The organism is Porphyromonas gingivalis ATCC 33277 (assembly GCF_000010505.1).
Taxonomy (GTDB): Bacteria; Bacteroidota; Bacteroidia; order Bacteroidales; family Porphyromonadaceae; genus Porphyromonas; species Porphyromonas gingivalis.
The window spans coordinates 1173300-1196404 of record NC_010729.1 but is presented as its reverse complement, the minus strand read 5'-3'; the positions used below and the strand labels follow the sequence as shown (position 1 = coordinate 1196404).

Below are 23105 nucleotides of genomic sequence, written 5' to 3'. Positions count from 1 at the left end.
CGACTTGTCAACGAGCGAGCCTCTTTCCCTTTCTTCTTTTTGCAATAACTCAATGAACATTTATTCCTTTTGGCGAAGGTAGTTAAATTGCCACGAAAGTATATGTCTAAGCCCTCAAAAATCAGGGGTGACGCATTAAAATTGTATTGTGATTAGTTGTTGTGGCTTCATTCGAGCCAGTTTCTTTGGATACGAGGGATTGAGGACTTCATATTCGTTTTTAGTCGCTCTATAATGAGTAAATTAATCTTTTGAATGATATCCATAATCTGCACCACATTCCTCGTTCTCTTGTGCGAGGCATCGTGTCCGAAATAGACATCCAAATAGTGGTGTAACTTTAATGCGTCAGCCCTGCCTCAAAAAAGAGCAAATATTATTTTTCTTATCTCCCTTAGTTGGGAATTTGTATTATTATATACCTTTGTTAAGAGATCTAAGAAGGAAGTGAGAGTTTAACTGTCTTCTATGAATTAGAGTCTTGCCTTTCTGTACAAGCTGATTTGTCTAATGTTTCAGATAATGATAAAAACAAGCTTTCAGATCCTGAGAAGAAAGAAGAATAACATCTATCTCTGTAGCTAAGTATTGTGATTTTCCATTAAGTATATTCGAGTTATGAACAAGGAAAAGGATGAAATTTCTTTTACATCTCAAAGGATATTTGAGCTGTTGCATCTTCATGAAGAAAGGCTAGGAGGCATATACGACAGCAAAAATCATAGAAAAACGTCGATTATTTGTATAAACGGGGGGTATGGAACAGGAAAAACAGAACTAGCAAAGGACGTGTTAAATAGTCTCAAGAAAAATCCTAAAAGATACCCAGAAGGGAAGAAATATAAACCCATTTTGGTTGATTTTGATCAATTTCCTCCTGGGGCTGAAATCTCCTACTTTATCATAGAACAATCGAAAAAAATAAGAAGTAGTTTTTCCCGATTAGTATTCGTCACGGCTTTTCTTGTAGGGAGCATTATTTTGAATATGGTAGATTTTGAGCAAAATATTCTTAATATCATTGCAGCACTTTGTTCCTTTGTGGCTATCATCTATTATATCCCCCATGAGATTATTTACAGAACAAATTTATCCAGGATAACAAGAAAAAAGATTAGGGACAGAAATAGAATCTACTTATATGATAATCTAGATCGGTGCGGAGATAAAGATATTGAAGAGCTATTCCGTTTCCTTGGGTTAATGAGGGCTAATCCTGATTCTGTGTATACTATTTTGGTCTTTATGGATCTAGATAGATATATGGCAACTCATAAGAAGAGTAGAGATGAAATAGATCAAGTGTTTACTCTTGTTTATTCCTTTAGAAAGGAGGTGATTCCTCCTTTTGATACCTCAACAAAAGAGTTGAAAAGGAGGAAAATGAAATTTCCCTCTAAATTCGTTGATAAAAGAGACGACAAGATAACGGAGATCTTATCTGAACTTGTCGGACTTTATGATGTTGGCTACAAACAGCGCCAAAGCATAGAACAAGTCTTTTATCAAGTAATCTATGACACAAAAATCAAAGAAAAGAACCACAGGATTATCACTTTGTTATTGGTTTTTTCTCTACGAAAGAGTTGCGAGATCGAACAGTTGTTAGCAAATATACTAAATGCAGATTACTTTTCGAAGAAAAAAAGGGGGGGAAGCTCCCGAGATCAACATATAACGGAATTAAAATCTCTTTGCGAAGAGTTCTTTAATTTGTTCCCTGATGCAATTACCTCATCCACTACTTTTTGCTATCGTACAATTATTTTGTCAATTCTTTATTTGGCATGTATTCACACAAACGAAGCCATAATCGCAAAAGGAGAAACGGAAATTAGATTAACCGATATTATCCCAGAGTCTATTAAGAAGGAACAACAAATTGACATTATTGTAAACAACAATAAATTCACCAGTGCCCCTTGTCTTCTTTATAAGATTATGCATTCCATTGTAAAATTTAGTCCACAATGCGCAGAAAACAAATAAAAGACTCTTGGCGAGATTTTGAAAAAACAGCTATTCTTCAGTCTATCAACGATATGTCTTTTAATGACTTGTCGATTGTTGATGGAGGACTTCTTGATGAAGTAGAAGATGCTTTTGCAGGTTACTTCAACAAAAGATATTGTGTTGCTTTTTGCAATGGAACTGCTGCTATTCATGCAGCTGCATATGCTGCTTTGGATAAAGAAGGTTCTATTATAGCTCCCAAGTACTCCTATACTGGCGCTATTAATGCCTTGCTTGAAAACAACATCCAAGTTTATATACATGATATTAATCCTGAAACTTTGTTGTTAGACCTAAGTCTTGTGGATTTTTCGGCTACCAAGAATCTCTTTCTCACATCAGTATGGGGAGCCTCCTATGATTTTAAGGCTCTTAAAAAGCATAAAGTTAATTATCCAGAATCCATTATTATAATGGATAATTCTCATGCATATGGGACAGAATGGAATGATATAAATATCTCTACATTTGATTTCATTGATATTGCGTGTTATTCTCTAGGACGTAGAAAGTTTATTGATGCTGGAGAATTTGGCATCGCTCTTACCGATAATGAAGCATATGCAAAAAGGATGGTAGAACTGGCACATCCCAATCGTCTTTCGTCTTCTCGCTTATTTGAAAAGCGTACATTACACAACGCAATCGGAAATAAATATCGACCTCATATTTTTGCCCTGCTATTGGCAAAGATCCAACTTAAATATTTGAATGAAAAATTAAGCTTGAATAAATCCAACTGTACACTGATTGAAAATTACCTTTCCGAAATTGAGGGGATAGAAAGACAATCTATTCCAAAGGAACTTTCCCGTTCTTATTGGAAGATTCCTCTGAGAATAAATCTCAACAAACTAAAACAGCCTATGGATTCTATCGTTCATGCTCTTGAGGATGCAGGTATAAGAGTTGATAATTCTTTTCAGTACAACGATTTTGAAAATTATGCAACATGGAATCATTCTAGACATAGAGGCTACATAAATCTAAATGGCTGTCCAATGCATTCATTGTATTCAAACTGGCTTCTTCTTCCTGGATATGTGGATATTTCAAAAGATGACATAGAATATATTTATGACCAGTTTAAACGAATCTTAAAATAAAAATAGGATGAATATCATTATTGCTGTCCCATTCAAGGATAGAGAGCAACAGACAATCTCATTGATAAAATCTTTGATAAGCTCTCTCGAATATGCAAATTTAAAAACTACCTTTCGCTACAAATTTTTTTTGATAGATGATAACTCAGAGAGAGCGTGCGTTTCAAGAATTCAACAAGAAGTTTCGTCTTATCCATATTTTTATGTAATTAAAAACAAAGGGCAGGGCCCTGGTGCTGCAAGAAATAGTATAAATAACTATATAGAGAAAGAAGATTATATCGTTTTTACGGATAATGATTGTGTTGTTGATAAAACTTGGATTTATACCATCCTTCAATACTGCTGTAAGTATAACCCCTTAGTTTTACAGGGCAATCCTTGTTTATTCCAAAAAACTACAATATTAGGGGAGTGGGAAGAAAAACTATATCATTGTTTGTTTGGTTCATATTTGCAAGGAGCCTTCACCTCTATGATAGATAGTAGAAATCTAATAGTTCACAGAAGCATCTTTTTGAAATATCAAGGGGGCTTATTTTCTGAAACCCTTAATCTTGCTGCTGCAGAGTCCAGAATTCTAATGAAAAAATTAGAAAAAGATAAAGTTTCAGTCTATTATTCTGAAGATATAATAGTATATCACGAAGATCCGCCTTCCATTCTTTCGTCTTGTCTCCAAAAGTATAGACATGGCTATGGGAGAGTGGAATTATGGGGGGAGGAACCTCCAACAAGTCGTTATTTATTAGAACGATATTTTTATATCCCAATAGAAAAAGAGGGATTGCCCCCTAGATATATTATTCCAACCCACTTATCTTTTCTTTATGGGTACTATTATAATTCCAACAATTTATCCGAGTTCCAGAAAATTATCGTTATGCTGAAGAATGATTACCCAGACATCTCCATTTTTAATGTACTTGAGGTATGATTAACAATCTCCAATCTACTGTTTTTCGAGACGTGAAAGAACTAACCTCCTTATTAAAACAACATATCGAGGATATTGTGTATACTGAAACTGCAATTCTTTTTTTTCTTGGGATGCCAAGGAAACTTGTTGTGAAATTAAATAAAGGAGAAGTCTTGACTGATAATAAGGGAGATACCATTTACTCATTCTTATCGGGCATAAATATTCCTAAATATGTAAAGATGGGAAAATCTTATACTCGAGAAATCTTATTAGATGGAGAGAAATTTACTATTCTGTCATATCAGTATGAAAATTCATCTAATAGAAAAATTGATCTGAAGGATCAGTATTCGTTGGCCAAGGCATTATACAACATTCATAGTATTGAGAACCCCAATAAGACATCTATCTTTGAACAAAGATTGTATAGATCTGAAAATGAAATGATTTTCAAAGAGTTGGCGCATTTATCGAGACTCCATATATTGAAAAACAAGTTTTACTCTAAAGACTTTTTATCGGGGCAGAGTCTGTTGCATGGAGATCTTAGACTAAATAACATTTTATTAGACCCTCTTGTTATTATTGACTTTGAAGATGCTGTTTGGGGACCGATTGAATGGGATATTGGAAGATATTTACAAAGTTTGTTCACATCGGAGATTCAAAACGACACTCTAATAGCAAGACATTTTATTCGTGCCTATGAGTTTATCTCCTCCAAAAAAATCAATTTTAATTATGTTTTCTGTTCAATGCTTTTACGGATGTCTAATAGGATAAGAGAGGATGAGATTTCATTGGCAGAGCCCATTGTTGATTCTTTCACTCAAAAATGTAGGCAGTTCTATCATGAGGGAAGCCGTTTTTAAAATTACCAATTGTTGTCCTTGTAAATGTTCTTTTTGCGAGAGTGGAAATGGACTTTGGAGAGATATTGAAGATATCGTCCGAGATGTATGGATGGAATCAGCACAGACTTTTGTGAATAATGGGCTTGAAGTTGCCATTATCTCTGGAGGGGAACCTTTATTGAGAGCGGATTTAGCTTCGGATATGATCAAATTATTTGAGAAAGAAGGGGTCTTTTCCGTCCTAAATACTTCAGGAGTTCTTTTTAGCAGAAATAGCATTGATAAGATGCTATGTAATCTGCCAAATTTGGTTGTGTTTTCTATCGACTCTGTTAATCCAGTCAAGCATGATAGACATAGGGGGATACCCAATTTATTCCAGACAGTACTTCTCTCAATACAGGACATAAAAAAACGAATCCCTGACCTATCGGTAGGAGTCAGATTTGTATTGACAAAACATAACTTCCATGATCTGCCCATACTTCTATATCTATGTTCTTACTTAGGAATTGACTGTCTAAAAATCACCAATATAGAAAATGATTCTGCTGGCCAATATGCTCTATCTCTTGAGCAAATTGATTTTCTTTTTACAGAAGTGATCCCCAAGAGTCTTGAGGTTTGTAAAGCTCTTTGCTTTCAATCAGAGAGTTTGATGTTTGATGCTCAAGAAAAGCTAAATCATTTATTCAAAGGGCTTTCTCCAAAATGTTTATCAAAGAATTTATTTGCGGTATCTGATGTACCAATATATGAATGTCCATTAAAATCTCAATTTTGCTTAATTGGAGCAGATGGGAATATTCATCTCTGTTGTGAAGCTGAGCACCAACAATATCCAATACTAGGTAACATCCAAGAATTGGACATCTTGGAATTACAAAAAAAAATGACTTTTTACAAGAGGAGGCGATTGGCGTACTGCATTTATTGCTCTGCAGAAAGAAATATTCAAATTAACTTTACGAACAAATGTCTAAAAGTAAATGAGAGATGTAACTATGGGCGATAGAAGACATAATACTATTCTTATTAAAATTGGAGGTAGTCTTTTGAATTATGATTACGATGTCATAAAAGAGGTAATAAAAAAAATAATTCAGCTTTCTCTATCTGTACGAGTTATCATTATGATTGGCTCAGGACCTCTTGGTGAATATTATAAACGGATTACTCAAAGACTAAAAATCTCGACCCGAAAAGAAGAAGTGTCAGGGGATGGTAAATGGTGGAATGATAAAAGCATTTGGACTGAGATACAAAAAATTAACCTCCAAATATTAGCTATTGGTATTGCCAAAGAAGCTCAAAACTATAGGCAACAAGGAACAGAGGTGCGTGTCACACTTGTTGGAAAGGAGGAGCATCCACAATTTTCTTGTGAAAAAGATAGTAAAGAGACAAGTCCAGGAGATGAATATAATTGGGATAAAAATATTTCTTGGAAAGATTTGAGATCTATTCTTGAAGAGGAAGAGAAAGATACTGAAAGGGAAGACTCTCATGGAGGCATATTTTTATGCTTACCTCAAGAAGATTTCTTAGAACAAAAATGGAAAAAATATAAAGGTGAATACAAGAATAATTCTCTAGTGTATGAACTTCTCGATAAAGTTTCCCCTCAAAAGTCTGATATGAAAGCTGTAATTTACGCTAGTGATTTGGGAATAGCGACTGTTATTATTCTTACAAACGTTGATGGAATCTATTCCGAAGATCCTCTAATTCACAATGATGCTCTTCGCTTTAACGTATTATTCTGTGATTTGCCAACTGAAAGACCTAAAAACGGAAAGGATGAAAGTGAAATTTTAAACAAAGAAACATGCGTGAATCGAGGAGTTGCTCATCTTATCTCTTTGGGCAAGGTCGAGAATGTTTATGTGACCTCACATCGATTGTTCTCCAAAATCGATTTTCCTGAAAAGGACACAACCTCTATTGCTACACAGATTCGTGAATTTTTCATAAAAAACGGAACATGGTTATTAAAGAATACGCGCACGCAATCATAGGTTGTGGGCGTATAGCCCCAATTCACATCAAAGCTTTACAAGATAATGGGGTTTCATCAATCTTATTGTGTGATATAGATACTCGTAAGGCTAAGGCTTTGACGCCCGCTGGAGACCAATATTTTAATGATTACCAAACCATTCCCTTAGATATGTTAGATAGTGTTTCCGTTTGTACGGGACATGACAGCCATATAGAAATTTCAAAATATTTTTTATCTCGCGGAGTATCAGTGCTTTGTGAGAAACCTCTTTCTGTCCCTTCATATGAAATAGGAGATTTCTTAAAAATATGCAGAAGAGACAAAAGTACAATTTTTTCTGTAGTAGCTCAGCATAGGTATGATTCGATTGTGAAATTTGTAAAAAAGCTGATTAGTTCTGGACGTTTAGGACAAATAGTACTTTCTGATTTTACATTATACTGCAATAGACCAAACAGCTATTATTCAGAGAGTTCTTGGAGGGGGAAGAAGGAATCTGAGGGAGGCTCTGTATTGATCAATCAAGCATATCATCTTTTGGATCTAATTGTATTTTTATTTGGCACACCACAAGACACACACTCTTTTCTCTCCACTCATTTTAAAAAAAATGTGATTGAGACAGAAGAGACAGCATGTGCTTTTATTGAATATCCTACTCACAGTGTGACTTTAAAAGCAACTGTATGTAGCAATGAACTTTGGTACACCAGAATTGACATCGTAGGTACTCTCGGCATGATTTCATTTTCCATAGACGAACCTTTTCGTATCTTTGAATACTCAAAGTCAATTGAAGAAGATGTAACCTTTTTTCTTCGCAAGGATAAAAAATTAGCAAATAAAAAAGGGGATTTATTTTATTTTGGACATTCCCATGAATTACAGATTCGCGCTTTTATAAAATCCGTTCAATCTCGAGAAAGAATTCTTTTGCCTAGTATAGAAGAAATCGAAAAAACACAGAACTTAATACAAAAACTATATTTATGAAACGATTTGTAAGTGTAATAGGTCCAAATAAAACAAAATGCTCAGAAGAATTGTATTTATTTGGAATTGATTTAGGAAAATATCTAATTGATCTCCATTGGGGAATAGTTTGTGGCGGTAAATTGGGTTTTATGGAAGCAGTTTGTAAAGGAGCGAGACTATCAACAGAATACGATGGGTTCTCTACAATTGGTATCATTCCAGAGTTGGAGAAAGATGAGGCTAATGATTACTGCGATTTTGTGCTCCCAACAGGATTGTCCTTTACGAGGAATTTTTTGGTCATAAATGCATCTGACTATGTAATTGCAGCAGGAGGAGGAGCAGGGACTTTATCTGAAATATCTTTTGCATGGCAATTAAAAAAAACGATCTTATGTTTCAGTCAATATGGTGGATGGAGTGAGAAGTTAGCAGGAGTCAGGATTGATAATACCTGCTCTAATTGTATCCTTGACCTTAAGGAATTACAGGACCTAAAAAAATATCTACCAGAATGAAAACAATTATCTGTGAAGCCATCCCTTTTGGTTATGGTCCTGCTGCTATTTTATATTCCTTCATTAAGGAGCTAAGTAAAGAGTTCAATATAATAATAGCTTCTTCAGGATCAACATTTAACTTTTTTAAAGAGAGCCATTTTAAAACGGTGTTTTGCTCTTCCTACGACCAGAGAGAAATAAAAGAAACTATACAAAAGTATCAGGAGAACTTATTTGCTGTTCTAAGTGTTGAAAATGAGAGATTTCTATATGCTGCGAAAGAACTTTCAGTAAGAACCATTTACATTGATTTGTTTGAATTTATATGGGATACAACTTTAGAATATATGCCCTATGCAGATTTGTATGTCGTCTATACCCTTTTTGAAAACACAGAAAAAATTAAACGACTACAAGATAAGGGGGTTCTCTTACTTTCTCCGAAAGTTGAAAAGCTCCATCCTATGGTTAGCACTAGCAAAGACAAGAAGCTTTTAGTTCACATTGGAGGTCTTAACTCTAGTTGTATAACTTCGAGTCATTTATGCAACTATTCTAATTTCTTGAGCCTATTTATTAGGGAGCTAAAGAACTTAAATCCTGAAAATGAAATCGATATCGTAACATCAGGAGAAGTTTATTATTGTTTAAAAAAACTGTTTGACAATCATCAAGAGATTAAGTTGTATCACGATATCCCACATGGAGATTTTCTCCGAATTCTTTCAGAATGCAGTAACTATTACACGACTCCAGGAATAACATCAACATTAACTGGTATTTTTAATCAAAAGAAAACACATTTAATTTTACCAGCGAATTACACACAGTTTGAACAGCTTTCCATGTTTAAGAGATTCTTTAACAATGATACCCCATCTATTGACTACTATAAAGAAGGATTTGCTAGTACTATGGTTAAAGAAAAAGAAGGTATAGAACAAATAGAGAAATTCTTTTCCAAATTAGATATAGATATTAAGGACTATGCAAAAAATGTGATGTGTAATCCGTTTTACACAAAAAAAAATCTATCTGATATATTCATTAAAAGAGAAAATAGTATACTCTCTGTTATAAAAAGCGTGGAAAATACAAATGTGCTATAATGGCTATATATCGAGTCAAAGGATCCTTCTTAACGTCAGTTCGATCTAAGCGGAAATAGGAAAGTTAGGGTTTCTGATGATTTCAATATTGAGTTCAGGCTTTTTAGGCAGGATGTTGTAAGCGATGATACCGGAGATCAGGTTGGTGACAAAATTGTTGACACTGCGATGTCTCGTGTGCTCTATCTGACAGACATTTTTGAGCATATCATTGACCGTTTCGATCAAGGCTCTCTTTCTCAATAAAACTTTGTCATATAGATGCATCAGGGAGTTCTTCATGTTCTTTTTGATTTTGGTTATCATGTGGATGTCATCGACAAAGAGCCGGTCAAAAAGGTTTTGGGAAATGTAGCCTCTATCGGCAATGAGTTTGCCAAAAAGATTCTTGGTGAATGTTCCGTCTTTCAGAGGTTCTCTGTCATCACAATTGCCCGGTGTGATTTGATAGTTGATGATTTCACCCCTGTCGTTGATAACAATATGTAGTTTGAATCCATAAAACCAACCCATGGTGCTTTTGCCTTTTTGAGCCCATCCCCTCATTGTCCTATGCCCATGAGCTCGTTTGATATGACAAGCCTTCAGTGGGGTGGAATCGATGAAAGAGATGCCTGTACATTGACCCAAACAACACATATTGAGAAATGCTATCAGCTTGAAACCCACCCTGCTTTGCAGCTCCACAAAGCGATTATAAGAGACAAGATGTGGAAACTCGGATCGACAAGAATGGGTGATGTATTGAAGATAAAAAGCTTTCAAATCTCGGTATCTTGACAGATGAAAAAGGATCAGGATGGTCATGACCTCACTGTCCGACATCTTAAACTTTCTATTCCTGCGTTTTTTGTCTGCCTCTTCGAGGGTCTTTTTCTTGATTGCTTCATCAAAAAGCTTGGAGAAATCATCTATGATGCAAAAAACATCAACTATATTTGTCTTCATAAAGTAGCGTTTTGTTTGTTCGTATCTTATTGATTGTCAACAGCTAAGATACAAATAATTCGCTACTTTTTCAAGCATAATGCCCACGTCCTTTGGGCGTTTAACCCTAATCAGAAAACAAATCCATTGGCTTTTTCTTACGTCGAACTGACGTTTTCTTACGTCGAACTGACGTTAAAAGAGAGGCTGAGGAAAGAGACTCTCCTTTTTCTTAATCCATATACAAACGTTTAGAACACTATAATCTTAATAAACGTCAGTTCGACGTAAGAAAAAGCCAATGGATTTGTTTTCTGATTAGGGTTAAACGCCCAAAGGACGTGGGCATTATGCTTGAAAAAGTAGCGAATTATTTGTATCTTAGCTGTTGACAATCAATAAGATACGAACAAACAAAACGCTACTTTATGAAGACAAATATAGTTGATGTTTTTTGCATCATAGATGATTTCTCCAAGCTTTTTGATGAAGCAATCAAGAAAAAGACCCTCGAAGAGGAAGACAAAAAACGCAGGAATAGAAAGTTTAAGATGTCGGACAGTGAGGTCATGACCATCCTGATCCTTTTTCATCTGTCAAGATACCGAGATTTGAAAGCTTTTTATCTTCAATACATCACCCATTCTTGTCGATCCGAGTTTCCACATCTTGTCTCTTATAATCGCTTTGTGGAGCTGCAAAGCAGGGTGGGTTTCAAGCTGATAGCATTTCTCAATATGTGTTGTTTGGGTCAATGTACAGGCATCTCTTTCATCGATTCCACCCCACTGAAGGCTTGTCATATCAAACGAGCTCATGGGCATAGGACAATGAGGGGATGGGCTCAAAAAGGCAAAAGCACCATGGGTTGGTTTTATGGATTCAAACTACATATTGTTATCAACGACAGGGGTGAAATCATCAACTATCAAATCACACCGGGCAATTGTGATGACAGAGAACCTCTGAAAGACGGAACATTCACCAAGAATCTTTTTGGCAAACTCATTGCCGATAGAGGCTACATTTCCCAAAACCTTTTTGACCGGCTCTTTGTCGATGACATCCACATGATAACCAAAATCAAAAAGAACATGAAGAACTCCCTGATGCATCTATATGACAAAGTTTTATTGAGAAAGAGAGCCTTGATCGAAACGGTCAATGATATGCTCAAAAATGTCTGTCAGATAGAGCACACGAGACATCGCAGTGTCAACAATTTTGTCACCAACCTGATCTCCGGTATCATCGCTTACAACATCCTGCCTAAAAAGCCTGAACTCAATATTGAAATCATCAGAAACCCTAACTTTCCTATTTCCGCTTAGATCGAACTGACGTTAAGAAAAAGCCAATGGATTTGTTTTCTGATTAGTGGTAAACGCCCAAAGGACGTGGGCATTATGCTTGAAAAAGTAGCGAATTATTTGTATCTTAGCAGTTGATAATCAATAAGATACGAACAAACAAAACGCTACTTTATGAAGACAAATATAGTTGATGTTTTTTGCATCATAGATGATTTCTCCAAGCTTTTTGATGAAACAATCAAGAAAAAGACCCTCGAAGAGGCAGACAAAAAACGCAGGAATAGAAAGTTTAAGATGTCGGACAGTGAGGTCATGACCATCCTGATCCTTTTTCATCTGTCAAGATACCGAGATTTGAAAGCTTTTTATCTTCAATACATCACCCATTCTTGTCGATCCGAGTTTCCACATCTTGTCTCTTATAATCGCTTTGTGGAGCTGCAAAGCAGGGTAGGTTTCAAGCTGATAGCATTTCTCAATATGTGTTGTTTGGGTCAATGTACAGGCATCTCTTTCATCGATTCCACCCCACTGAAGGCTTGTCATATCAAACGAGCTCATGGGCATAGGACAATGAGGGGATGGGCTCAAAAAGGCAAAAGCACCATGGGTTGGTTTTATGGATTCAAGCTACATATTGTTATCAACGACAGGGGTGAAATCATCAACTATCAAATCACACCGGGCAATTGTGATGACAGAGAACCTCTGAAAGACGGAACATTCACCAAGAATCTTTTTGGCAAACTCATTGCCGATAGAGGCTACATTTCCCAAAACCTTTTTGACCGGCTCTTTGTCGATGACATCCACATGATAACCAAAATCAAAAAGAACATGAAGAACTCCCTGATGCATCTATATGACAAAGTTTTATTGAGAAAGAGAGCCCTGATCGAAACGGTCAATGATATGTTCAAAAATCTCTGCCCGATAGAGCACACGAGACATCGCAGTGTCAACAATTTTGTCACCAACCTGATCTCCAGTATCATCGCTTACAACATCCTGCCTAAAAAGCCTGAACTCAATATTGAAATCATCAGAAACCCTAACTTTCCTATTTCCGCTTAGATCGAACTGACGTTAATTTATACAGAACCCCGGGGATAATTATGTCCTCATCCGTAGGATAAGGCATAACCACCCTTGAGGAGCTCGTGCAAGTAGCTCCTCAAGGGGGGATTTACAACTACTTTCACTCCTTACTGCCACCCTTTTCACTCGCTCCTTTTATGCGAAGAACTCCTCTTCCCTCCACCTCCTTATTTTTCAAAGGTCTCAATTATGTCGAAACATTTGGCCGATTCCGAGCGTCTTCACATTGTGGAAGAATACCTCGGCAGCCTGGCAGCAAGTATGACGGGCGACCCGCTGCACAACGCCTTGGCCGAGAGAATGAACAATACGATCAAGAATTCATGGTACATCTCCTCCGAGGAGCAGTCTTTTCAGGAGGCGAAGCACTCGGTCGAGTGATCCGTTCTGATGTACAACCAGGGGCGCGTCCGCATCAAGCATTGGGGGCGAAAACCCCGATGCAAACCATCCTCTCGGGAGCGAAAAATCCCCTGCCGATCCCTCCGGAGGATCTCCCTCGGATCTGGCCCAAGCTCTACCGCAAAATGACTCCCCGGCAGAGGGCGGATTTAGTGGCTGTCAACCGAAAGTCGTCTTAAAGAGTGAGGTGTGTAAACCCAGAATGGACTTTAGAGAAAACTCTGTAATTCTAATCTCGAACTTAACCTCCCCAACTGTCAACTTTTTTCAGTACACGTCACCCTACCCTTACTTGCCGATGCAGAAGTGGGCGAAGATGTAGTGCAGGGTGTCGTCGCTGGTGATTTCGCGGCCGGTAATTTCGCCGATGGAGGTGATGGCGTGCCGGAGGTCGAGCGTTAGCAAGTCGGTCGAGAGTCCCATATCAAAGCCCGAACGCATTCGCCGAAGGGCATCGAAAGCCTCCCGCAAGAGCTGATGATGGCGGGCATTGCTCACAATGAGGTCGGCTTCGTTCGCTCCAGAAGTCTCCATGATCTGGGTGAGTTCACCCTTGAGTTCGTCTATCCCCCTACCCTCACGAGCTGAAATGAATATCGGTCTCGTGGGCGTAGAGAGCTTCGTTTGCAGAGCTTCGCTGAGCCCGATTCGGTCGGCCTCGGCGAGGCTTTCGCTTTTATTGACCAGCAGAATGACCGTTCGCTCCTCCCTTTCGTCCCAAATACTCTTGATATAGTCCAGCTGATTGGCCTCGCTGATGCGTGTGCCGTCCACCACGGCAAGGATAATATCTGCCTCCTTAATTTTGCTTCGGCTACGCTCAATGCCAAGACTCTCGATGGTGTCTTCGGTCTCTCTCAGTCCTGCCGTATCGACGAAGCGGAAGAGGTAGCCCCCGATGTGCATCGTGTCCTCGATGGTGTCGCGCGTGGTGCCGTGAATATCGCTCACGATGGCACGCTCCTCGCCCAGCAAAGTATTGAGCAGGGTACTCTTACCCACATTAGTCGTGCCAACAATCGCCACAGGAATCCCACGCTTGACAGCATTGCCAAGGCGATAGCTGTCGATGAGCTTCTTGAGCTTTAGCTCAATTTGGTCGCAGAGGGCGAGTAGCTCCGTACGATCGGCGAACTCCACATCTTCTTCGGGGAAATCCAATTCCAACTCCATCAACCCCGTTAGGCGAAGCAATTCCTCACGCAGGGCATTCAGCTCCTCGCTATATCCTCCACGCAGCTGCTTCATCGCCATCTGATGCTGTGCCTTGCTCTCGCTGGCGATGATATCCGCCACCGCCTCGGCACTACTCAGGTCCATACGCCCATTGAGGTAGGCACGGCGAGTAAATTCGCCCGGTTGTGCCAGACGACAGCCCTGATTGATGAGGGCCTCGAGAATACGTCTACGTATATATATGGAGCCATGGCAGGCAATCTCGACCGTATGCTCGGCAGTGAAGGAGTGCGGAGCGTGGAAACACGTTAGGACAACTTCGTCGATAAGTTCGTCCGCCTCCATGATTTCGCCATAGAGGGCGGTGCGAGGCTTGGCTTCGCTGAGGTCAATCGCCTTGCCACGATGTAGAAAAAGTGGGCTAACGAGGCGGAAAGCATTCGCACCGGACACACGAATGACGGCGATACCGCCCACACCCGGAGCAGTGGCTACGGCACAGATGGTGTCCTTATTAAAGGAATGGAGGATAGACATATTGGAGGTCAGGATTGAATGAGATCGGTTGCAAAGATAGGTGGTGTGCCATAAATACCAATGTGCACCAGGACAACCATTAGGGAGTTCAGTCAGAGGAAGAAACGAAGCTCCTCGCTCTAAACAAATCATATTGATGCGGTTGCCCTAATACTACCTGAGCTTACAGGTTGGTTCCAAGCCAATGACCGATCAGGCGAGGAGCTTCGGGAGGTAACAGCTGATCGGGAGGCAACTCCTTGAAGTACCGATCCGTGACAGTCGGCTGAGAAGACTCCATCTCGCCCCGTTTAAGAGCATTGTCCAATAGGATTTTCCTGTTTTGCTTCATCCAAAGCAATTGATCCGAGGTAAAACCGAACAGCCATTCGTCCGAGGCTTGAGGGAAAACCTGCTTCATCAACCGATATATATCGCCCCAATACTCCAATTGGAACTGCAAGGTCAGTACCGTCTCCCGAGGCAACGGACGTTCGGAGCATATCCAGCCCAATACGGCATCGCGCACTACATATTCGGGCGACATGGTTTGGCGCGCATACTCGCTGAAAAACTGCAGATACACGGGATAGTCGGGACGGATATACTTGTCTATCGAAACGGATACCAGATCCGGTACAGCGACGACGCTCTGTTGCAAGCCACTGACATGAAAGGCCACGTAACGTGGTATGGCCATCTGCGGATCCAATACACGCAATCGCTCGAATGCGGCCCTCATCTCTCCGGCTATGGTGTCGGCCAAAGTAGTTGTATAGCAGGCTTCCGTATCGGCATACAAACGCCGAAGCTGCGGATGGCTATACATGCGGACGAGTACTTCGGTGGGACTTTCCTCCTGTGCATTGGGATCCAGTACTCTGTATGCCAACCAGTCGGCATTGGCAGGATCGCGGCGGACTATCTGCTCCGTGGCAGACTTAGGATCGGGGGAAAGGGATGCAGCGTAGTAGAGGCTATCGAAGCGGACAAAGCGAATGGAGTCCTTCGCCTCTTGTGCCGAAAGGGCAAAGGCAAAGAAAAACAGCAAAAATACAAGTAGTATTTTCTTCACTAAATACGTATTTCGTTTCATCGATATTCGGTATTGTTGTTAGTTGTACACTCCACAAATATGTGCAACACTAAGGCAAATTTAGGAAGAAGCATTCGAACGGCATTCTGAATCAGGGCAATCGCATTTGAACTGTTAACACACTTATAGACCTAACGATTGCTACACTCGGTTATCAAACAAGTACGAATTAATGGGACCTTTGCACAATAAGCAGGCACTTTTGTTCATTCATTATTATTGTGTGTCAGGCGACTATTTGGTACACGCCGAATTTCCACAAGTGGAAAGTTGTCTTTCCACCAGTGGAAAATTAAGTTTCCACTGGTGGAAATTTACTCCCCTTTAATGAACGTCAGTTCGACGTAAGAAAAAGCCAATGAATTTGTTTTCTGATTAGTGGTAAACGCCCAAAGGACGTGGGCATTATGCTTGAAAAAGTAGCGAATTATTTGTATCTTAGCTGTTGACAATCAATAAGATACGAACAAACAAAACGCTACTTTATGAAGACAAATATAGTTGATGTTTTTTGCATCATAGATGATTTCTCCAAGCTTTTTGATGAAGCAATCAAGAAAAAGACCCTCGAAGAGGCAGACAAAAAACGCAGGAATAGAAAGTTTAAGATGTCGGACAGTGAGGTCATGACCATCCTGATCCTGTTTCATCTGTCAAGATACCGAGATTTGAAAGCTTTTTATCTTCAATACATCACCCATTCTTGTCGATCCGAGTTTCCACATCTTGTCTCTTATAATCGCTTTGTGGAGCTGCAAAGCAGGGTGGGTTTCAAGCTGATAGCATTTCTCAATATGTGTTGTTTGGGTCAATGTACAGGCATCTCTTTCATCGATTCCACCCCACTGAAGGCTTGTCATATCAAACGAGCTCATGGGCATAGGACAATGAGGGGATGGGCTCAAAAAGGCAAAAGCACCATGGGTTGGTTTTATGGATTCAAGCTACATATTGTTATCAACGACAGGGGTGAAATCATCAACTATCAAATCACACCGGGCAATTGTGATGACAGAGAACCTCTGAAAGACGGAACATTCACCAAGAATCTTTTTGGCAAACTCATTGCCGATAGAGGCTACATTTCCCAAAACCTTTTTGACCGGCTCTTTGTCGATGACATCCACATGATAACCAAAATCAAAAAGAACATGAAGAACTCCCTGATGCATCTATATGACAAAGTTTTATTGAGAAAGAGAGCCTTGATCGAAACGGTCAATGATATGCTCAAAAATGTCTGTCAGATAGAGCACACGAGACATCGCAGTGTCAACAATTTTGTCACCAACCTGATCTCCGGTATCATCGCTTACAACATCCTGCCTAAAAAGCCTGAACTCAATATTGAAATCATCAGAAACCCTAACTTTCCTATTTCCGCTTAGATCGAACTGACGTTAATGAGTGCCCCTTTGAGACGTCCAACGACATGACCGGCAACAGCACTTGTGCTCCTCCAACCATCGCCTCGCTACCCGTGTATGCATCTTGTGTGCCACGCTGTGGCGTCTGATTCACATTACGTCCATACCAGCCGATACCACCTCCGGCTCCAATAATCCATCCGGCTACCGTCGGTACACAGTAGCAGCCAACAATACCAATGAGGAGAAACTCGCTCGCATGAAGCCGCAAAACCAATTTAATGCGTCGGCCACGGGGCAGCCTGTCAGGGCGATCGCGTTTGAAAATTTTTAGTCTCTTCCCTCTATAATTTGAATCTCTGACATATGAATTCGCACTTGTTTGATAACAGAGCGTAGCATCATGAGCTTTAGATGTACGTTAGTGGCTGAAATGCGATTACCCCTCGGTGTGTTTTTGTTTATAGCGTGTTGCATTTACTATTGGAAATTACAATCGAGATACTTTCTAAAATAGGAACTGTAGGGTATGACCTTTTTGTTACCTTTGTTTGATATAATTCAGACAGACGGAGCAATGATACAAATAGGAGACCGTATTCCTGAGATTCTTGGGATAGACCAAGACGGGAACGAGGTCAAAAGAGACGATTATCGCGGACGAAAGATCGCACTATATTTCTACCCCAAAGACAATACTTCGGGATGTACGGCACAGGCATGCAGCCTGCGCGACGGTCATAGCACACTTCGTGCTGCCGGCTACGAAATCATCGGAGTGAGTCGTGATTCGGCCAAGAGCCATCGCAATTTCCGAGAGAAGTACGAGCTTCCTTTTCCGCTGATCGTGGACGAGGAAGTGCGTCTCAACGAACTTTTCGGTGTTTGGGTGGAAAAAAGCATGTACGGACGCAAATATATGGGGACCGAGCGCACTACTTTCCTCACGGATGAGGAGGGCGTAGTCACACGCATCATCAGAGGCAAAGAGGTCAAGACCAAAGACCATGCCGATCAGATACTAAACGGATAATACAGAACAAGAAAAGACATATGGCAGAAGAAAAGATACCCACGGTGCAGGATGAGAAGAAACTGCAAGCCCTGCGAATGGCCACGGAGAAGATAGAGAAGACATTCGGAAAAGGTGCTATCATGAATATGGGAGCCAATACGGTGGAGGATGTAAGCGTTATCCCCTCCGGCTCCATCGGTTTGGATTTGGCTCTCGGTGTAGGCGGTTACCCTCGCGGACGTATTATCGAGATATACGGACCGGAATCTTCCGGTAAGACCACTCTGGCTATCCATGCCATTGCCGAAGCGCAGAAAGCAGGTGGCTTGGCGGCCATCATCGATGCGGAACATGCTTTCGACCGCACCTATGCCGAAAAGTTGGGCGTCAATGTGGATAATCTCTGGATAGCACAGCCGGACAACGGTGAACAGGCTTTGGAAATCGCCGAGCAACTGATTCGCTCTTCTGCTGTCGACATTATAGTCATTGACTCTGTCGCAGCCCTCACGCCCAAAGCGGAAATAGAGGGTGAAATGGGGGACAACAAGGTTGGTTTGCATGCCCGTCTGATGTCGCAAGCACTGCGTAAGATGACCGGAGCCATCAGCAAATCCAATACAACCTGTATCTTCATCAACCAGCTACGAGAGAAGATCGGTGTTTTGTTCGGCAATCCGGAGACCACCACAGGGGGGAATGCACTGAAATTCTATGCATCCATCCGCATCGACATTCGCAAGAGCACACCGATCAAGGATGGCGAAGAGATCATGGGACACCTGACCAAGGTGAAAGTGTTGAAAAACAAGGTGGCTCCTCCATTCCGCAAAGCAGAGTTCGACATCGTATTCGGAGAAGGTATTTCGCGTTCCGGCGAGATTATCGATTTGGGTGTAGAGCTGGATATTATCAAGAAGAGCGGATCGTGGTTCAGCTATGGCGATACGAAGCTGGGACAGGGACGTGAGGCTGCCAAGGAAATGATTCGGGACAATGAAGAATTGGCCGAAGAACTGACTGAAAAAATACGCGAAGCCATTCGCAACAAACATTCATAAAGCAATCTTGGATGAGGAGACTGAAGGCGTTTGAGCGCATCGGAGGCTTTTCGGTCTCTTCCCTTGGATAGTGATGAAGCAACGCTATCGGGAGCTATGCCGGCAAGGAATGCCCATCCCTCTATACCTGCAGGATTGGTGGCTGGATGCTGTATGCGGTTTCGATGAATGGATGGCTTTCGTCCTTGAGGAGGAAGGGACGGTTTCAGGTGTGATGCCCTGCTATATGCCGGTACCTGGTCATATCAGCATGCCGCCCTTCACCCAGTTTTTGGGATCCTACAGTTTCATAGGTATAAACGAAGACAGCACGACCTCCTTTCGTACCCATCGTAGGGTACACGATATGCTGCGCTCCATGCTTCCGCCTCATAAGTCCTTTATGGTACAATACTCCAAGGATTTTACCGATTGGCTCCCTTATTACTGGCAAGGTTACTCTCAGACTACGCGATATACGTACAGGATAGATCTAAGCCCTGGAATCGATGTCGTACGGATGGCTATTCGCCCCGACGCCATGAAGAAGATACGTAAGGCTGAAAGAGACGGACTCCGCTGTACGTCGGCCACGGTGGACGACCTGCTGCGCCTCTGCCGTATATCCATGTCCCGACAGGAAGCAAAAGGATTTGCAGTGGAGACATTGCAGCGGCTGGCGGAAGTCGCCATCGAAAGGCATGCAGGTGAAATAGTCGGTTGTGAAGATAGCGAAGGGCGTCTACTGGCTGCCGTCTTCCTCGCCCACGATCATAACACGGCCTACACGATTGCTTCCGGCCAAATTCGTGAAGGACAGGGGCGCAATGCCGGAGCTTTTGCCCTGTATGAGGCCATTTGGAGGGCTTGTGAGATGGAAGGCATTCATACATTTGACTTCGAAGGTTCCATGTTGGAGGGGGTAGAGGGATTCTTCCGCTCGTTCGGAGGTATACAAACACCTTATTTCCGACTATCCAAAGGTCGGATTGGCTTATATGGCCGACTAAGACGTAAATGGCGAGCCTTTCATGATACCGGTCAGCAAAAACAGGTATGAATACTGAAGTAATCCACTACATCATTCGCTTTCTGATCGGAGATGAAAGCGGAAACGATCAGCTCCTCAGTCGCATCGGTTATACCTCGAAGCAGAGCGAGATGTCCCGATACAGCATTGTCATCCGTGCTTCAAACTTCTTCGATTCGGATATTTACGGTACCGATAAGGCTTTTCCCTTGTTACCGCTGAAAGAATGGGAGGGCGTACCTCTCCTTTTTGGAGAGCCGACCGAAGAGCTGTTGGAAGAGAGCGACACACTGGTGCTGAATGCCGACATTGTCGCCTCTACATATTTTCTGATCTCCCGCTACGAAGAGATGTACCGGCGTAAACTTCGAGATATACACGGACGATTTCCGGGAAGAGAGTCCTTGCTTTTCAAAGCAGGATTTCTACAGCGTCCTGTAGTAGATGAATACGGGGCCATTCTGCGCACCAAAATTCGTCAGATGGGCTGGCCGGTAAAAGACCCAGTCCCCCATTTCTCCATGGTGAATCTGACGCATGACGTAGACGAACCGTTCGAGTACAGAGGATGGAGAAGTTTTGCCCGAGCATTGATCAAGGAACGCAAATCTCCCTTCAAGGCTTTCCGTCTGGCTTATGCCAATCCGGCAAGTGATCGTTTCTTCACTTTTCCCCGTTTTGTGGATTGGGATAAAATATTGCGCAGCAAAATGCCGGATCGCTGTCGGATTATCTTCTTCTTCAAAGCACCCGGAAAGGCCCCACAGGATGCACCGAACTATTCGCTGAGAAAACCGCTCTATCAATCGCTCCGATCTTTGGTTAAAAACAATGGAATAGTGATAGGGCTTCACAGCAACTACTCTGCCGGTCTGAACCCCGAACTAATCGGAAAGCAGCGCAAGCGACTTATGAGCGATACCGATATGGCAGTCGACTGCAACAGGCATCACTACCTTGCAGCTCGTGAGCCGGAGGACATGCAAGCCCTGATCTCGGCAGGTATCAGGCACGATTACACCATGGGGTATGCCGATGTTGCAGGTTTCCGCCTTGGTACATCCCGTCCCGTTCGCTTCATTATGCCTTCCACAAGACGGCTGACCGAGCTGATCCTGCACCCACTTACACTGATGGATTGTACGCTGCACAGGCAAGAGTATATGGGCCTGGACGAAGCTACAGCCATAGAGTTGTGCAAGGAACTGCTGAAGCATACTTTCATCCACGGAGGAGAAGCCACACTCCTTTGGCACAACGAATATCTCTCTCGCGACATTCATCCCTGGCATGCCCGTTTGTATCGAGAAGTACTGAGGCTGATAGAAACCATGGAGGAAAAACAAGAGGAGGAATCTTTCGACTACGAAACGGCCATCGACCAATGAAACGGGTACTCATCTTCGCCGATATCTTCCCTCCGGCTTTTGCTCCGAGAGCTGCCTATCTGACCAAATATCTGCCTCGATTTGGTTGGGAACCTTTTGTAATAACGGAAAAAATGCCGACTCCGGCATCCCAGTCGCACGGCGATGTGTTTGGTGGATTTTGCAGTGATATTCCGGTAACGGCTATCGATCTCTCTTCGGCTTCGTTTCTGTCTCAGGCGATTCGTTCAGCTCGTCTGTTCAGCGAATTGCTTTGGGAGCAGAAAGAAGAGCGATTCTACAAAGAAGCGGCGAAAGCTTTTCCCAGTGTCAAATTCGATGCTATACTTTGTCTTACCTATCGCAAGTTTCCCCTTGCTACGGCTTGCCGCTATGCACAGGCACATCGATTGCCCTGGGTGGCGGATTGCCGCGATGTGATCGAACAGTACAGCAACTACGAATTTCTTCCTCGTGGCAAGCGACTGCCAAGTCTGCTGATGAAGTGGCTTCGACACCGCTATATTTCTCTCCGAAACCATTATCTCCACAAAGCTGATCGTGTAGTTTCGGTATCACCCTGGCACTGCAATCTGCTCGCAGAAGTTAATCCTCGTACAGAATTGATCTACAATGGATATGATCCCGAGCTTTTTTCTCGAGGATCGCTTCCTTGTGACAAATTCATCCTCTCCTATACAGGACGATTGCTGACTCCGGGAATGCACGATCCTACCCTTTTGTTCGAAGCTTTGGCTTCTGAAACTCTTCAGGAGGTGCGCAAAGAGAGACGAATAGAGCTGCACTGGTATGTGGACGAACACTCCCGCTCCATCCTGCAACCATTCATTCGGCAGTATGCTCTGAAGGATATGTGCCGCTTTTTCCCGATGGTCCCGGCTGTTCAGGTACCCGAAATTCTCCGCCATAGCAGTGTCCTGCTCCAACTGGGCAACACAGAGAAGCCCGGAGGCCCCCATGGTATAGTATCGACCAAGCTATTCGAGTCACTGGCCATGGAAAAACCCATCCTGATGGTAAGGAGCGATGAAGCTATCGTGGCAGATATTATATCGGAGGCCGAGGCAGGATTGGCTGCACAGACGACAGAAGAGGTAGCCACATTCCTGAGTGATCAATACACTCGCTGGAAGGCAGAAGGGGATACTTCTCTTCGGAACCCAAACAGGAATTTTATCTCCACTTTTTCGCGTGAAGAGGAAGCCAAACAATATGCTCGTCTACTGGAATCGATCGTCGCTAACTAAATTCAGCAT

Annotated in this window: 21 protein-coding genes and 3 pseudogenes; 19 read left to right on the top strand and 5 right to left on the bottom strand. The window is 41.9% G+C overall.

Annotation, left to right across the window (positions count from 1 at the left end; all coding sequences use genetic code 11):
- Positions 1-135 precede the first annotated feature (135 nt).
- Positions 136-341 (bottom strand): annotated as a pseudogene (locus PGN_RS11210) (ISAs1 family transposase); the annotation flags it as partial.
- A gap of 277 nt (positions 342-618) precedes the next feature.
- Between PGN_RS11210 and PGN_RS05155 the strand changes: the two are divergent.
- From PGN_RS05155 to PGN_RS05115, 9 genes are read left to right on the top strand one after another with little or no spacing between them, the layout of a single operon-like run.
- The gene (locus tag PGN_RS05155) at positions 619-1989 is read left to right on the top strand and encodes a hypothetical protein (protein ID WP_012458005.1); all 1371 of its coding nucleotides are present in this window, start codon (positions 619-621) and stop codon (positions 1987-1989) included.
- Positions 1971-3119 (top strand): DegT/DnrJ/EryC1/StrS family aminotransferase, encoded by a 1149-nt coding sequence (locus PGN_RS05150; protein WP_039417217.1) that lies wholly within the window; start codon positions 1971-1973, stop codon positions 3117-3119. Before PGN_RS05155 ends, PGN_RS05150 begins: the two co-directional genes overlap by 19 nt.
- A gap of 7 nt (positions 3120-3126) precedes the next feature.
- Positions 3127-4056 (top strand): glycosyltransferase, encoded by a 930-nt coding sequence (locus tag PGN_RS05145; protein ID WP_012458003.1) that lies wholly within the window; start codon positions 3127-3129, stop codon positions 4054-4056.
- Positions 4053-4913, top strand: coding sequence for a phosphotransferase family protein (locus tag PGN_RS05140; protein ID WP_012458002.1), 861 nt, complete (start codon positions 4053-4055; stop codon positions 4911-4913). Before PGN_RS05145 ends, PGN_RS05140 begins: the two co-directional genes overlap by 4 nt.
- Positions 4831-5910 carry a radical SAM protein gene (locus PGN_RS05135; protein WP_012458001.1) on the top strand — a complete coding sequence of 360 codons (1080 nt, stop codon included), beginning with the start codon at positions 4831-4833 and terminating at the stop codon, positions 5908-5910. The genes PGN_RS05140 and PGN_RS05135 overlap by 83 nt, the downstream gene beginning before the upstream one ends.
- Positions 5885-6913 carry a hypothetical protein gene (locus PGN_RS05130; RefSeq protein WP_012458000.1) on the top strand — a complete coding sequence of 343 codons (1029 nt, stop codon included), beginning with the start codon at positions 5885-5887 and terminating at the stop codon, positions 6911-6913. The genes PGN_RS05135 and PGN_RS05130 overlap by 26 nt, the downstream gene beginning before the upstream one ends.
- On the top strand, positions 6880-7890 hold the full coding sequence (locus tag PGN_RS05125) for a Gfo/Idh/MocA family protein (RefSeq protein WP_012457999.1): 1011 nt from the start codon (positions 6880-6882) through the stop codon (positions 7888-7890). The genes PGN_RS05130 and PGN_RS05125 overlap by 34 nt, the downstream gene beginning before the upstream one ends.
- Positions 7887-8390 (top strand): LOG family protein, encoded by a 504-nt coding sequence (locus PGN_RS05120; protein WP_051892392.1) that lies wholly within the window; start codon positions 7887-7889, stop codon positions 8388-8390. The genes PGN_RS05125 and PGN_RS05120 overlap by 4 nt, the downstream gene beginning before the upstream one ends.
- Positions 8387-9481: a hypothetical protein gene (locus tag PGN_RS05115; RefSeq protein ID WP_012457998.1), complete on the top strand. Its 1095-nt coding sequence runs from the start codon at positions 8387-8389 to the stop codon at positions 9479-9481. Before PGN_RS05120 ends, PGN_RS05115 begins: the two co-directional genes overlap by 4 nt.
- A gap of 45 nt (positions 9482-9526) precedes the next feature.
- Here PGN_RS05115 and PGN_RS05110 read toward each other — a convergent pair whose 3' ends face one another.
- A complete protein-coding gene (locus tag PGN_RS05110) occupies positions 9527-10429 on the bottom strand; it encodes an IS982-like element IS195 family transposase (protein ID WP_012457521.1) in 903 nt (300 codons plus the stop codon).
- Positions 10430-10836: 407 nt separating this feature from the next.
- On the opposite strand from PGN_RS05110, the gene PGN_RS05105 reads away from it, so the two are divergent.
- The 4 genes and pseudogenes from PGN_RS05105 to PGN_RS11885 form a co-directional block, all read left to right on the top strand.
- On the top strand, positions 10837-11739 hold the full coding sequence (locus PGN_RS05105; RefSeq protein ID WP_012457848.1) for an IS982-like element IS195 family transposase: 903 nt from the start codon (positions 10837-10839) through the stop codon (positions 11737-11739).
- 153 nt (positions 11740-11892) lie between these two features.
- The gene (locus tag PGN_RS05100; protein ID WP_012457997.1) at positions 11893-12795 is read left to right on the top strand and encodes an IS982-like element IS195 family transposase; all 903 of its coding nucleotides are present in this window, start codon (positions 11893-11895) and stop codon (positions 12793-12795) included.
- A gap of 86 nt (positions 12796-12881) precedes the next feature.
- Positions 12882-13004 (top strand): annotated as a pseudogene (locus PGN_RS11890) (DNA methylase); the annotation flags it as partial.
- 64 nt (positions 13005-13068) lie between these two features.
- Positions 13069-13400, top strand: a pseudogene (locus tag PGN_RS11885) (transposase); the annotation flags it as partial.
- A gap of 109 nt (positions 13401-13509) precedes the next feature.
- On the opposite strand, the gene mnmE reads toward PGN_RS11885, so the two are convergent.
- Positions 13510-14934 carry a tRNA uridine-5-carboxymethylaminomethyl(34) synthesis GTPase MnmE gene (gene mnmE, locus PGN_RS05090; protein WP_039417213.1) on the bottom strand — a complete coding sequence of 475 codons (1425 nt, stop codon included), beginning with the start codon at positions 14932-14934 and terminating at the stop codon, positions 13510-13512.
- Positions 14935-15097: 163 nt separating this feature from the next.
- On the bottom strand, positions 15098-16009 hold the full coding sequence (locus PGN_RS05085) for a hypothetical protein (RefSeq protein ID WP_012457994.1): 912 nt from the start codon (positions 16007-16009) through the stop codon (positions 15098-15100).
- A gap of 485 nt (positions 16010-16494) precedes the next feature.
- Here PGN_RS05085 and PGN_RS05080 point away from each other — a divergent pair, with 485 nt between their 5' ends.
- Entirely contained in the window at positions 16495-17397 is a 903-nt protein-coding gene (locus tag PGN_RS05080; RefSeq protein ID WP_012457521.1) for an IS982-like element IS195 family transposase, read from the top strand.
- On the opposite strand, the gene PGN_RS10470 is transcribed toward PGN_RS05080, so the two are convergent.
- Positions 17384-17653, bottom strand: a complete 270-nt coding sequence (locus PGN_RS10470; RefSeq protein WP_012457993.1) for a hypothetical protein — start codon at positions 17651-17653, stop codon at positions 17384-17386. The genes PGN_RS05080 and PGN_RS10470 overlap by 14 nt on opposite strands.
- Positions 17654-17953: 300 nt before the next feature.
- On the opposite strand from PGN_RS10470, the gene bcp reads away from it, so the two are divergent.
- The 5 genes from bcp (at position 17954) to PGN_RS05055 (ending at position 23096) form a co-directional block, all read left to right on the top strand.
- Positions 17954-18409 carry a thioredoxin-dependent thiol peroxidase gene (gene bcp, locus PGN_RS05075; RefSeq protein WP_012457992.1) on the top strand — a complete coding sequence of 152 codons (456 nt, stop codon included), beginning with the start codon at positions 17954-17956 and terminating at the stop codon, positions 18407-18409.
- 20 nt (positions 18410-18429) lie between these two features.
- Positions 18430-19452 (top strand): recombinase RecA, encoded by a 1023-nt coding sequence (gene recA, locus PGN_RS05070; RefSeq protein ID WP_004584116.1) that lies wholly within the window; start codon positions 18430-18432, stop codon positions 19450-19452.
- Positions 19453-19525: 73 nt separating this feature from the next.
- Entirely contained in the window at positions 19526-20491 is a 966-nt protein-coding gene (locus PGN_RS05065) for a GNAT family N-acetyltransferase (protein ID WP_012457991.1), read from the top strand.
- Complete coding sequence (locus tag PGN_RS05060) at positions 20488-21849, top strand: polysaccharide deacetylase family protein (protein WP_012457990.1); 1362 nt, start codon at positions 20488-20490, stop codon at positions 21847-21849. Before PGN_RS05065 ends, PGN_RS05060 begins: the two co-directional genes overlap by 4 nt.
- A complete protein-coding gene (locus PGN_RS05055) occupies positions 21846-23096 on the top strand; it encodes a glycosyltransferase (protein WP_012457989.1) in 1251 nt (416 codons plus the stop codon). Before PGN_RS05060 ends, PGN_RS05055 begins: the two co-directional genes overlap by 4 nt.
- The last annotated feature ends 9 nt before the right edge of the window (positions 23097-23105 follow it).